At 62.7% G+C, this 12,004-nt stretch carries 16 protein-coding genes; 6 read left to right on the top strand and 10 right to left on the bottom strand.

Going from position 1 to position 12,004, the window contains the following annotated elements; genetic code table 11:
• Nucleotides 1-298: 298 nt before the first annotated feature.
• The 4 genes from FAA86_RS04485 (at nt 299) to FAA86_RS04470 (ending at nt 2,124) form a co-directional block, all read left to right on the top strand.
• Nucleotides 299-763, top strand: a complete 465-nt coding sequence (locus FAA86_RS04485; RefSeq protein WP_136538554.1) for a DUF5330 domain-containing protein — start codon at nt 299-301, stop codon at nt 761-763.
• Nucleotides 764-1,021: 258 nt separating this feature from the next.
• The gene (locus FAA86_RS04480) at nt 1,022-1,282 is read left to right on the top strand and encodes a CopG family ribbon-helix-helix protein (protein ID WP_210309807.1); all 261 of its coding nucleotides are present in this window, start codon (nt 1,022-1,024) and stop codon (nt 1,280-1,282) included.
• On the top strand, nt 1,279-1,599 hold the full coding sequence (locus FAA86_RS04475; protein ID WP_136538553.1) for a type II toxin-antitoxin system RelE/ParE family toxin: 321 nt from the start codon (nt 1,279-1,281) through the stop codon (nt 1,597-1,599). The genes FAA86_RS04480 and FAA86_RS04475 overlap by 4 nt, the downstream gene beginning before the upstream one ends.
• 108 nt (nt 1,600-1,707) lie before the next feature.
• A complete protein-coding gene (locus FAA86_RS04470; RefSeq protein ID WP_136538552.1) occupies nt 1,708-2,124 on the top strand; it encodes a SufE family protein in 417 nt (138 codons plus the stop codon).
• Between the two features lie 24 nt (nt 2,125-2,148).
• Here FAA86_RS04470 and FAA86_RS04465 read toward each other — a convergent pair whose 3' ends face one another.
• The 10 genes from FAA86_RS04465 to FAA86_RS04420 form a co-directional block, all read right to left on the bottom strand.
• Complete coding sequence (locus FAA86_RS04465) at nt 2,149-2,847, bottom strand: DUF6456 domain-containing protein (RefSeq protein WP_246034997.1); 699 nt, start codon at nt 2,845-2,847, stop codon at nt 2,149-2,151.
• A gap of 186 nt (nt 2,848-3,033) precedes the next feature.
• Nucleotides 3,034-3,471 carry a helix-turn-helix domain-containing protein gene (locus FAA86_RS04460; RefSeq protein WP_136538551.1) on the bottom strand — a complete coding sequence of 146 codons (438 nt, stop codon included), beginning with the start codon at nt 3,469-3,471 and terminating at the stop codon, nt 3,034-3,036.
• 224 nt (nt 3,472-3,695) lie between these two features.
• The gene (locus FAA86_RS04455; RefSeq protein WP_113461927.1) at nt 3,696-4,124 is read right to left on the bottom strand and encodes a Ros/MucR family transcriptional regulator; all 429 of its coding nucleotides are present in this window, start codon (nt 4,122-4,124) and stop codon (nt 3,696-3,698) included.
• Nucleotides 4,125-4,541: 417 nt separating this feature from the next.
• Nucleotides 4,542-4,871 carry a monovalent cation/H(+) antiporter subunit G gene (gene mnhG / locus FAA86_RS04450; protein ID WP_136538550.1) on the bottom strand — a complete coding sequence of 110 codons (330 nt, stop codon included), beginning with the start codon at nt 4,869-4,871 and terminating at the stop codon, nt 4,542-4,544.
• Entirely contained in the window at nt 4,868-5,302 is a 435-nt protein-coding gene (locus FAA86_RS04445; protein WP_167494890.1) for a cation:proton antiporter, read from the bottom strand. The genes mnhG and FAA86_RS04445 overlap by 4 nt, the downstream gene beginning before the upstream one ends.
• The gene (locus FAA86_RS04440; protein ID WP_136538549.1) at nt 5,302-5,775 is read right to left on the bottom strand and encodes a Na+/H+ antiporter subunit E; all 474 of its coding nucleotides are present in this window, start codon (nt 5,773-5,775) and stop codon (nt 5,302-5,304) included. Before FAA86_RS04440 ends, FAA86_RS04445 begins: the two co-directional genes overlap by 1 nt.
• On the bottom strand, nt 5,772-7,364 hold the full coding sequence (locus FAA86_RS04435; RefSeq protein ID WP_136538548.1) for a Na+/H+ antiporter subunit D: 1,593 nt from the start codon (nt 7,362-7,364) through the stop codon (nt 5,772-5,774). The genes FAA86_RS04440 and FAA86_RS04435 overlap by 4 nt, the downstream gene beginning before the upstream one ends.
• Nucleotides 7,365-7,384: 20 nt before the next feature.
• A complete protein-coding gene (locus FAA86_RS04430) occupies nt 7,385-7,762 on the bottom strand; it encodes a Na+/H+ antiporter subunit C (protein WP_136538547.1) in 378 nt (125 codons plus the stop codon).
• Nucleotides 7,762-8,181, bottom strand: a complete 420-nt coding sequence (locus FAA86_RS04425) for a Na+/H+ antiporter subunit B (RefSeq protein ID WP_136538546.1) — start codon at nt 8,179-8,181, stop codon at nt 7,762-7,764. Before FAA86_RS04425 ends, FAA86_RS04430 begins: the two co-directional genes overlap by 1 nt.
• A 40-nt stretch (nt 8,182-8,221) precedes the next feature.
• On the bottom strand, nt 8,222-10,624 hold the full coding sequence (locus FAA86_RS04420) for a putative monovalent cation/H+ antiporter subunit A (protein WP_136538995.1): 2,403 nt from the start codon (nt 10,622-10,624) through the stop codon (nt 8,222-8,224).
• A 311-nt stretch (nt 10,625-10,935) separates the two neighbouring features.
• Between FAA86_RS04420 and msrB the strand changes: the two genes are divergently transcribed.
• Together msrB and FAA86_RS04410 are read left to right on the top strand one after the other, a co-directional pair.
• On the top strand, nt 10,936-11,349 hold the full coding sequence (gene msrB / locus FAA86_RS04415) for a peptide-methionine (R)-S-oxide reductase MsrB (protein ID WP_136538545.1): 414 nt from the start codon (nt 10,936-10,938) through the stop codon (nt 11,347-11,349).
• A 183-nt stretch (nt 11,350-11,532) separates the two neighbouring features.
• The gene (locus FAA86_RS04410) at nt 11,533-11,928 is read left to right on the top strand and encodes a hypothetical protein (RefSeq protein ID WP_136538544.1); all 396 of its coding nucleotides are present in this window, start codon (nt 11,533-11,535) and stop codon (nt 11,926-11,928) included.
• Nucleotides 11,929-12,004 lie beyond the last annotated feature (76 nt).

The following is a 12,004-nucleotide window of genomic DNA, read 5'->3' as shown; positions in this document are numbered from 1 at the left end:
TAAGCGCTGAAATCATTCAGTTTTTAGAAATGGCGTTAACGCTTGTGGTCGGCGAGGCTGCCGAGAAGCGGTGGATTGCCGGGCGCCTGCCACATTTATGCTTAACGCCGATCGATAAACTCCGAGACAAGGGCCCGGGAACCAAGCGATCGTTCAAATTTTACTCGAATTCGTCTCAAAGCCGAGCGGGTTTCGAAAAGCGATTTTGGCGAATCAAACCTAGGGTGGCGTCCATGAGTTCGGGAGGAAACCCGGACCGTTCCGGCAAAGACCGGGCAACAGGGAATTGGTGAAGACCATGTGGTTTCTGATCAAGGGAACTTTCTATTGCACCGCGACGCTCGTCGCCCTGTCCTTCCTGGCGGCACCGCCCGCCGAGGAGAAGGACGGCGCGGGCTTCGACATGGGTGCCGCCATTACCGCCGCCAGCGGCGCCTATGACTATGTGACCTCGCTTTGCGTCGAGAAGCCGGAGGTCTGCGAAAAGGGTGCCGCGACCTTCCAGGCGCTCGGACAGCGAGCCCGCGAAGGTGCGCTTGTCGCCTATCAGCTGCTCGACAAGCAGTTCACCGAGGATGGCGCAACCGCCGTGGCCGACGAAAACCCATTGCCGAAGCGCGGCGTGGTCGACATCGTCAAGCCGGAGGTGGAGACGCCGCAGCTCGCCAATGTCGAGATCGAGGCGCCGGTCATCACCGGCACGGTCACACCGACGGAACGCCCGAAGCACCTGCCCAAACCCTACCAGCCGCCGAAGCCCTGAGGCTTTCAGCGCTCGCCTCGATTGCTCCCGCAATCTTTCCAAGAATTCCGGGGCGGATGCCCGCCCCTTTCCCGCTTGCAGCCGGCCCTGCCATGGACCGGATGCCTGTCTGCCTGTCCCTGACTGACTTCGGCATTTGCCGGGCCGCGTAGCGCAAGCTGCGCGGCTTTTTCTTCTGGTCTGCCGATCGGACCGGCCAAGCGTTGAGAAACCAGGCAACTTGTCTTACGATGTCTTACGGGGAAGAAGGAGCAGGACATGGCCTCGCCCAAGCAGACCGATTCCGTCACGGTGCGCATTCCGTCGGACATTCTTGCAGACATCGACCGAATTGCCGAAAGCACGGAGCGCTCCCGCAGTTACATCATCCTGCGCGCGCTGAAGACTTATCTGCTCAACGAAGGCGCTGATATCATCGCGACCATCGAGGCGCGTGCAGAGCTGAATGCGGGGGAGCACGAGGACTTTGACACCGTTCTCGCGGAGATGGAACGCATGATCGCCGGTAAGGTGGCATGAGACCGATCCGGCTCTCTCGAAAGGCTGCAGCATTTGTTCGCCGTGAGAGCGCCTATCTGAAGGATCACAGTCCGGCTGCCGCGCGCAGCTTCTTGCAGGTCATGAAACGGGCACGCCAGCCGCTGCAGGATTTTCCGGATGCGGGGAACACCCAGCACGGCCTGCAGATCGCCGGCTTCCGGACGCTTGTCGTCGGCGACTACCTTATCGACTATCGTGTCGCAGATGCTCGCGTTGAAATCGCCACGATCCGGCATGGACGCATGCAAATTGTCCTGCCGGAGATCGATGAGCCTGGCCCATCCGCCCCCACCTGAACCCACAACTGGCGTGAGTTGAGTCATCGACAGGTTTCCTTGCCGCAGCCGGTTCAAAAGCGGCGATGTCTCAACTATATCGGTCCGACAAAACGCAGGGTGGGCAGCATGGCAACTTTGAACGAGATGATCGACGACTTCGGCTTCCTGGACGACTGGGAGGACCGGATGCGTTATGTCATCGAGCTCGGCAAGGCGCTGCCGGATCTGCCGGATGCGGAAAAGTCGGCGGAGAACAAGGTTCAGGGCTGCGCGAGCCAGGTCTGGCTGTCGGTGACATCCGGCGACGGGCCGGATCCCGTTATGACATTTCGCGGCGACAGCGATGCCTTCATCGTGCGCGGGCTGGTTGCGATCGTGCTCGAAGCCTATTCGGGCAAACGAGCCTCCGAGGTGGTCGCCTTCGATGCGCTCGATCTCTTCAAGCAGCTCGGTCTTCTGGAACACCTGACCGCCCAGCGGGCCAACGGCTTGCGGTCGATGATCCAGCGGATCCGCGAAGAGGCCGCCCGACGGATGGTTTAAGCGGGTTGCCGACGCGTACTTCCCCTACCCGATCTCCGGCCGGAAACCCTCCTCGCCCCAGTGGCGTGGTCTTGGACGGGACGGTGGCGGGGTGTAGTGGCGGGCGAGCGTGAGGAGAGCGGCGCGCAGCATTAGCTTGGCGGAGCGGGCGGGCCATTGGCGTTCGCGCTCCACCGTTTCCAGCCCCTTGCCGAAGCAGCAGACATCGAGCGCCACGCCTGCGAGTTCCGGCCCCATTGCCTCGACCGCGCGGGTCACGCGGCGTCTGGCAGCCAGTGTGCTGTCGGCGAGTTCGACCGCGGGTGGAGCCGCACCCGAGCTTCGGCTCGCGAGGCGCGGCTCCCAGCTGGCGGTGATGCGGGGCTGCAGGCCGGCAAAGTCGAAATCGGCGGCCAGCCGCTCGCCGGCTCCCACCGCTTCCTGGGGCAGGAAGCAACGGCCATCCTTCTCCTTCAGGCGAAGCAGCGGAAAGAGCGGCGATTCCTGCAGATTGCGGCGGACGGACTGGCGGCCCTCCGGCATGGCCAGCGTCTGAACCTCTACGACCCGATGCTGGCTCTGATGCGCCTCGTCCGGCAGATCGCAGAGATCGCGGCGGAGCCAGGCGGCCGTCTCCGGAGTTGCGCGGTATCCTTCCGGTGAAGGCGTCAGAAGCCCTGCCGACACCAGACGCGCGACGAGAGCGGCGGATGGCTCGCCCGCTGCGGCGTCGGTGTTCGACATGGTGGAGGCCGCTTGGAGCCTCATCGGACCGGCGAGAGACCGCCGCAGCAGCTGACGGATGTGCTTGCGCTCGCTCCGGGACAGGGTTTTCGTGAAACTGCCCGTTCTGCCCGGAGGGGGTGCCTCCCCTCCTACCCTGCGAGCGCTCTCCGCTTGGTGGTTCTTCCGGGTCATGCTTTTCCCCTTTCAGATGCGATGGCCGGCCAGAAGATGGACGGCACTTGCCATGCGCTCGACGATTGCGACGAAGGTGTCGTAGGCGCGGTCGTCGCGGCGATCTTCGACCATGCGGCAGGCGTGGCCGACGGTGGAGCGGTCACGTCCGAAAGCCTGGGCCACCTCCCCCATCGGCATGGAATAGGCGACGTGGCAGACATACATGGCCACCTGCCGAACATGGCTCGTGGCACGACGGCCGGGATCGCCATCGTTTTCAAGGCCGGTGGCGCGCAGCAATTCCTCGGTCAGCTGGCGCACGATCATGCAAAGAAGCCGGCGTTCTGCGGTGATCGGTCTCGCCGGGTCGGCTTCGTCTGTCTGGATGGGGTCGCCTGTCGGCTCCCATTCCATGCTTTGGGCATCGGATAGGACTACATGTGGGACGGGTGCAGGGTCATCTGCCATGGACTGTCTCGAAATAGGATTTTCTTCCTATTAAAGCTAGCAGAGATCTTACGCCTGTGAACCCCGTGAATTTAGGGGTAGATGGTACGAGATAGATTTCGGGCGCTTCCCCCCCCTGGCGAGACCGCTGCAGGATACGGAAAATTTTCCTTATCCCTGACGCAAAAAAGGCCGGTCGAATGACCGGCCCCTGTTCGTGTCGCCATCCTGATGGTGGCGATATCTTACTTGCCGCGCTTGCGGCGCTGGCCGAGACCCATTTCCTTGGCGAGGCGCGAACGGGCCTCGGCATAGGCGGGAGCGACCATCGGATAGTCGGCCGGCAGGCCCCACTTCTCGCGATACTCTTCCGGGGTCATGTTGTAGTGGGTCATCAGGTGACGCTTCAGCGACTTGAACTTCTGACCGTCCTCGAGGCAGATCAGGTAATCGTCTTCGATCGACTTGCGGATCGGAACCGGGGGCTTCGGCTTTTCAACGACAGCCGGAGCCGGGGTCGGCGAGGCAGTGTTGTTCAAGGCCTGATGGACGTCGGCAATCAGATTGGTCAAATCGGTGACCGGGACCACGTGGTTGCTGACATAGGCCGAGACGATGTCGGCTGTCAGTTCCACCAGCAATTGCTGGTTCGGACCCTGTTGTTCTTCACTCATTCACTTCTCCTGTTCATCTCCCACGAGCATCCGCCGAAGCTCGCAGACAATATTCGACACGTCAGCCAGACTGCACGCAGTGCAATCCGGCAGATCATTTTCAACCCCACAAAGATCACCAAACGTCCGACACGGTCCCCAAACCGTTCGGTTTTTCTGTACGCCGACTATGGCGAAGATCAGGCCTTGCGGTGCAGTCGCACCTGAAACTCAACTTCGCTTACAGACCGGAAACGCAACAGGTCAGCGCTCTCGAACGTGAATTAACATTCCGAGCGTAAATGTCCACTGCAGATTTCTACTAGATTTGACGGGTATAAATCTTTTTCTATTTTGAATGTGACGCGTTTTTCACTGGGATCACATGTTTCCGATTTTAAAGAACAGGTGAGCGCAACCAGTAATACGTCAGAATGATTATCTGATCATATCGTCACGAACCGATTTGGACCAAAGCGGATAGCCCACCTTGTGCGCGGCGCGTGCGAGAAGATGGGCCGAAACGGGTGCCGTCAGGACGAAGAAGACGATTCCCGCGACCGCACGGCCGAAGGTCGCGACATCCGCCGCGTGCAGGCCTACGGCCAGAAGCAGGAGGCCGGAGCCGACGGTGCCGGCCTTGGAGGCCGCATGCATGCGGGTATAGAGGTCAGGCAGGCGGTTGAGGCCAATGGCGGCAATCAGCGAGAAGAGCGCGCCGACGATCATGAGGGCGGCAACGCCCAAGGCTGCGAGAAGCGAGATCATTTGGCCTCCTTGCTGCCGAGCGGTGCGGCCGGCTTGACTGCCTTGGGTTTCTTAGGGGCCTTGGCTGCCGCGAGCCTTGCAGTGCCGGAGGCAACCGCCTTCCCCGTGTTCGACGCCGCAGGCTTTGCCGTCTCCACGCCCTCCCCTTCTCCGACGCAGCCGCGGGCGAGGATGAAGCGGGCAAAGGCGACGGTCGCGAGGAAGCCGACAAGGCCGAGCGCAATCGCGATGTCGATATAGAGCGTGTAGCCGGTCCTCAGCGCAATGACCGCGATGAAGCCGATGACGATACCGACCAGCATGTCGAGCGCGATGACGCGGTCCGGCAGGGTCGGGCCGACCACGGCGCGGTAGACGGTCAAGAGCAGCGCGATCACCAGGATCACAATGGCAAAGATGGCGGCATATTCGACGATGAGGTCAGGGGTCATCAGGCAAAGGCCTCCATGATCTTCTTCTCGAAGCCATCGGCAATATCGCGGCGAGCGGCTTCGATGTCCGAGCAGTCGAGCGCATGGACGTAGAGCGTCTGGCGATCCTCGGAGACGTCAACCGAGAGCGTGCCCGGGGTCAGCGTGATGAGATTGGCAAGCAACGAGATCTCCCAGTCGCTTTTCACCGTCAGCGGATAGGCGAAGACGCCGGGCTTCAGGTCCATCTTCGGGCTCAGAACCAGTGTCGCCACGCGCCAGGCGGACTTGGCGAGCTCGACGAGGAAGAGCAAGACGAGCGACAGAACGCGGCGCGTGCGGCTCGTATAGTCACGCCCGACAAAACGCTCGCGCAGGAGGTAGAGTGTCAGCAGCGACAGGACGAAGCCGAAGATCAGGTTGAGGAGCGTGAAGCTGCCGGACACGGTGGCCCAGATCACCGCCATCAGGATGCTGATCGCATAAAGGCTCATCGCACACCTCCTTCAGGGAAGACCGAACGGATATAGGCTGTCGGATCGGAAAGACCTCCCGCGGCCTGCTGCGTCAGCACGATGAGGCTGTCGGGGAAGAGGCCGAACCAGACCGTGAAGGCGGTGAGCAGGACAATCGGCGCCATGCGCCAGCGGATTGCGGAGCGGCCGGGAGACGGCAGTGGAACCGTTGCTGCAGCCGAGCCATCCGCCGGCTGAGACACCGGACGCCAGAAGGTGAAGAGAAAGACGCGGCCGAAGGCGATGGTGGTGAGGAAACCGGAGACGAGCACCGAGGCTGCGAGCCACCAGGCGCCGATATCGATCGAGGCCTTGACCAGAAGTGCCTTGGGCCAGAAGCCCGAGAACGGCGGCAGGCCACTTGCGGCGAAGAAGAGCGCAAGCGAAATGGCCGCGAAGGCGGGTGCTGCGGTCCAGAGGCCTGCAACGCGGTCGAGACGGAAGCTGCCGCCCAGACGCCCGATTTCGCCGGCCACGAGGTAAAGCGCGGTCATCAACAGGATGGAATGCAGCGCATAGAAGATCGCCGCACCGACGGCGAGATTACCGCCGATTGCCGCGCCCGCCAGCATGTTGCCGATGCCGGCCACGACGACAAATCCGAGGAAGCGGCGGATGTCGCTCTGGGCCAGTGCACCGAGTGCGCCGAAGATCATGGTGAGAGCCGCGACGACCGCGATGACGAGGCTCAGGGCTTCGCGCTCGACCGGCATCAGCATGACCGTGACGCGCAGCAGGGCGTAGACGCCGACCTTGGTCAAAAGGCCGGCGAAGAGGGCCGACACGACAACGCGCGGGGTGTGATAGGAGGCCGGCAGCCAGAAATTGACCGGGAAGGCCGCCGCCTTCATCGAAAAGGCGAGGATGAAGAGCGCCGACAGCGTCATCAGCGGCGCAGTGTCGGCATATTCAGGGACCTTCAGCGCGATGTCGGCCATGTTGAGCGTGCCAAAGATCGCATAGAGATAGCCAACCGAGATCAGGAAGAGCGTCGTCGCCATCAGGTTGAGGACGGCATATTTCAGCGCGCCATCGATCTGCTCCCGCTCGGAACCGAGGATCAGCAGGCCGAAGGAAGAGATCAGCAGCACTTCGAACCAGACATAGAGGTTGAAGAGGTCGCCGGTCAGAAAGGCGCCGGAGACGCCGGCCATCAGCATCATCAGCAGGGGATAGAAACCGTAGCGGCGGCCGCTGTTGTCGATCTCGACATGGGCATAGAGCGCGCCACAGAAGGCGACGATGGCGGCAGCGAGCGCCAGAAGCGCGCCGGTGAGGTCTACGGTGATCGCGATGCCGAAAGGCGGCAGCCAGCGGCCCATCATCATGGTGAGCGGCCCGTCCGCCATGACCTTGAGCAGAAGAAGCACATCGACGAGGACCAGCAGGCCGAGCCCGACGAGAGCCACGGCCGAATGCCAGTGCGTGCGGTGGCGGATCATCATCAGCGCGGCGCCGACGGAGATGCAGAGCGCGATCGGCGTGACGGCCAGCCAATGGGCAGCCGTCATCGGCTCCATGACATAGGCGGCGGCGTAATCGACAGGCGTGGTGGATGGGGCAGCCATGGTGTCCTTCAATCTCCTGCTCAGTAGCCGGTGGGCGGCAGCGGCTCGTCCTTCGGTTCGGCAACGCGCATCTCATCGGTGTCGTCGGTGCCAAGGTCCTGATAGGCGCGGTAGGTCAGCACCAGCAGGAAGCAGAAGAAGGAAAAGGAGATAACGATCGCCGTCAGGATGAGGGCCTGCGGCAGCGGGTTTGCGGTTCCGGCGGGCAGCACGTCCACGCCGCCGGGAATGATCGGCGGGATGGAGGGCGTCAAGCGACCGGCCGTGAAGATCAGCATGTTGACGGCATTGCCGAGCAGGACGATGCCGAGCAGGATGCGCACGATCTTCTTCGACAGCATGAGATAGACGGCGGCGGCGAAGAAAATGCCGACGACGAGGGAGAAGATGACTTCCATCAGCCGTCATCCCTTTCTTCGAGCGCAAGGGCAATCGAGGTGAAAGTGCCGACCACGACGAGATAGACGCCGATGTCGAAGGAGATGACCGTAGCGAGCGGCACTTCGACGCCGAACAGGCTGGGATAAACCCAGACGCCGGTCATGAAGGGATAGCCGAGCGGCGCAGAGATGACGCCCGACAGCGTCGACACCAGAAGGCCGCAGCCGGCGACCGACATCGGGTGGAAAACCATGGCGCGGCGCACGGCCTGGACGCCAAAGGCGATGCCATACATGGCGAAGGCCGCAGCCCCGATCAGGCCGCCGATGAAGCCGCCGCCGGGCTCGTTGTGGCCGCGCAGCAGCACGAAGATGGAGAAGACCAGCATCAGCACCGTGAGGAAGGGTGCGAAGGTGCGGAAGATCAGTGTGTTCATCGCTGGGCCTCCATCGCGGAAAGGCTTCTAGACATCATGCTCATTTCGCCGTCCCCCGCTTCTTTTTCGGCGGCGCCGGATGGGGCGCGACGTCCGAGGGCACGGGCTCGGCGAGAACCGGTGCTGCCGGCGCACCGCCCACCCGGATGCGGATCAGGGCGAGGATGGAGAGGCCGGTGATCATGACGACGCCGATTTCGCCCAATGTATCGACGCCGCGGAAGTCGACGATGATTACGTTCACGACATTGGCGCCATGGGCGATGATCTTGGAATATTCGGCGAAGAAGGCCGAGAGCGAGCCATCGAACGGGCCGGACGTGGCGGCGACCAGCATAAGGCCGAAACCGAGGCCGCAGGCGATGGCGAGCGAACCATCCATCAGGCGCGCGAGCGCCGGGCGGTGATCGGACGGCGACAGCTTCAGGCGGGTCATGACCAGCGCCAGGATGACGACCGACAGCGTCTCGACCATGAACTGGGTGAAGGACAGATCCGGTGCGCCATAGAGCAGGAAGATGACGGCGACCGCAAAGCCCTGGATGCCGAGGCAGACAATGGCGGTCAGGCGGTCATTGGCCGTCAGCACCGCGATCACGCCGATGACCGCGATCACCAGGATCGCCATCTCGTGCAGGTCGAACTCCGTCGGCAGATTGAGCACCGTGGGCAGTTCGCCATAGACGAAGGGAGTGACCAGGAGCGCGATGGCGACGAAGACGAAGGAGGCGGTGATGTAGGTCTCGAGGCGACCGTTCTGGACGTATCGGGTGACCGAGGTCGAGAAGCGGACGAGACCGGAGATGAAATGGTCGAAGCCTCTGTCCGGGCTCAGGCCAAGGCCGGTGACCACGCGGTCGACAGCCGCACGCAGGCGCTCGAGCCCCATGTAGAGAACCACGCCGAGGATGACGGTGACGACCGAGAGCGCAAGGGCGGCGCCCAGGGACGGGATGAGGCCGATGGTGACGGTCTGCAGTTCGCCATCCACAGCACTTGCCATGGGCGAGGTGACGAAGCGGTGGGCGATGCCGGAGAAGAGTGCGCCAAGCAGCGCCAGAACCGACAACGTCAGCGGTCCGATCCAGAGCATGACGGGCCCTTCATGGGCATGTTTCGGCGTATCGCCATCCGGGCCGATGAAGGGTTTCAGGCCGACGGCAAAGGCGATGACGAACATCAGCGCATTGCCGATGACGGCGACGGCGGTGAAGAGGATGGCGCGCGGGCTGGTGCCGGCGAGCGCGTAATAGATCTCTTCCTTGGCGAGGAAACCGAAAAGCGGCGGCAGGCCGGCCATGGAAATGCCGGCGAGAAGTGCCGCGGCAAAGGTGATCGGCATCAGCTTGCCGAGGCCGCCGAGCTTGCGGATGTCACGCGTGCCGGACTCGTGATCGATGGCACCGGCGACCATGAAGAGCGCGCCCTTGAAGAGCGAATGGGCGACGAGATAAAGCACCGCCGCCTCGACCGCATGTTCGGTATCGAAGCCCGTGAGCATAACGAGCAGGCCGAGCGAGGCGACCGTCGTATAGGCGAGCATCAGCTTCAGATCGGTCTGGCGCACGGCGAGGATCGAGCCAACCAGAAGGGTGATACCGCCGAAGAAGGGCAGCAGGATTTCCCAGGCCGGCGTTTCGCCCATGACCGGGTTGAGGCGCATCAGGAGATAGACGCCGGCCTTCACCATGGTGGCCGAGTGGAGATAGGCCGAGACTGGCGTCGGCGCTTCCATGGCATTGGGCAGCCAGAAATGGAACGGGAACTGGGCCGACTTGGTGAAGGCGCCGCCGAGGACGAGAAGCAGGGCTGCGAGATAGAAGGGGCTTTCGCGCAGCGCGTCCCCCGTCGACAGGAGCAGCGAGAGCTGGCTGACGCCGGTGATGTTCCAGATGAAGATCATGCCGGCCAGCAGGATCAGACCGCCGCCGCCGGTCACGACCAGCGCCTGCAGAGCCGCGCGGCGCGAGGCCTCGCGGCTGTGATCGAAGCCGATCAGCAGGAAGGAGGTGATGGATGTCAGCTCCCAGAAGACGAAGAGCATCAGGAAGCTGTCGGACACCACCAGACCCAGCATGGCGCCCATGAAGAGCAGGATGAAGCCGATGAAGCGCCCTTGCTGCGGATGGCCCTTCATGTAGCCGCCGGCATAGAGCACGATCAGGGCTCCAATGCCGGTGATCAGCAGCGCGAAGGTGAGCGATAGGCCGTCGATGAACCAGGAGAAGGAGAGGTTCAGGCTCGGCACCCAGGCATAGCCGCCGGTCACCCGCTCGCCGGCGGCGACCTCCGGCAGAAAGCCGGCGAAATGGGCAAAAGCAAGCGCTGGTGCAAGCGCCAGAAACCAGGCAGCGGCGGCGCCGAAGCGGGCTGTGAGCCATGGCGCTACAACGGCTGCCGCGAAGGGCAAGAGCATGGCGACCCAGGTCAGGTCGCTCGTCATCTCAGGCATTCCATCTCCCCGTGGGCATCGGATCGGGTCTTCAGTGTCAGTCGATACAAGGTGCGACCGTGTTAGGACAAGCCAACCTTCGTCTCAAGCAAAAACGGAACACGTCCCCTTCACGGACGCGTCAACCCACGATTCGGTGAGATCGGGGCCAAGTCATTCAGCTTTGCGTGAAAGGACGAGAGGGGTTCAACGACCAAAGGGGCGAGAGGGACAATTGCCGCTCGACATGGCGCACCCTATCTATAGTGCAACGCCGGGCCGGCAATGCTTGCCGCGGACCCGGCCTCGACAAGGAGAAGATCATGACCGCTTCCACCACCGCCCCGAAGGTCGTCAAGTCGGATGCCGAATGGCGCGAACAGCTGACGCCGGAGCAGTATCGGATCCTGCGCGAACACGGCACCGAGCGTGCCTTTACCGGCCCCTACTGGGATAATTTCGAAAAGGGCCTTTATCGCTGCGCCGCCTGTGACGAGCCGCTCTTCGTCTCCGACACGAAGTTCGACGCCGGCTGTGGCTGGCCGAGCTATTTCGAGCCGGTGAAGCCTGACGCCGTGACCGAACATCGCAACATGTCTTTCGGCATGGTGCGCACCGAAATCCGCTGCGCCAATTGCGGCGGCCATCTCGGCCACGTCTTCCCCGACGGCCCGAAGCCGACGGGTTTGCGTTATTGCATCAACGGTCATTCGATGGTGTTTGAGCCATTGAAGTGAGGCAGGCCGGCTCTTGAGACAGGGCGGGGGCGGCTGCCCTCTGCCCTTGCCGGCATGGGACCGACAGGCATGAATCACTTTTGGTTGTGGACATCTGGCGCCTCGCCAAAGACCTGCAGGTTTTGCATTTGACCTCCCGGCAACGGGATGAAACCGCTCTCGGGTCAACAACCGGGGGTTTTCATGAACATCAAAATCGTCTCTGCCATCTGCCTTGGCGCAGTTCTTTCGTCCTGCGCGAGCAAGCCATCGGAAATCGAAGCAGCCTATGTCTCACCGACACTGTACGAAAGCCTCTCCTGCGATCGCCTGCGGGAAGAGGCAACAGCCGTTTCGGCCCGCGCCATCGCAGCAAGCGGAGTTCAGCAGAAGAAGGCCGACAATGACGCGGTGGCCGTCGGCGTTGGCCTTGTGATCTTCTGGCCAGCGCTGTTCTTCGCCAAGGGCGACGGCGCATCCGCCGCAGAAGTGGCGCGCCTGAAGGGTGAGATGAAGGCGATCGAAATGGCGTCGCTCAAGAACAATTGCGGCATTCGGTTTGAAGATCCGACCGCGAAGCCTGCGCCCAAGAAAGGCTGACCTTCCCAGACGGGGGCTTCGAGGCCGCCCCTCATCCGCCCTTCGGGCACCTTCTCCCCGCAGGCGGGGAGAAGGA

This window comes from Rhizobium rosettiformans W3 (assembly GCF_004912135.1).
GTDB lineage: Bacteria > Pseudomonadota > Alphaproteobacteria > Rhizobiales > Rhizobiaceae > Allorhizobium > Allorhizobium rosettiformans.
The sequence above is the reverse complement of the archived record's forward strand: the minus strand, read 5'-3'. Positions and strand labels throughout refer to the sequence as shown.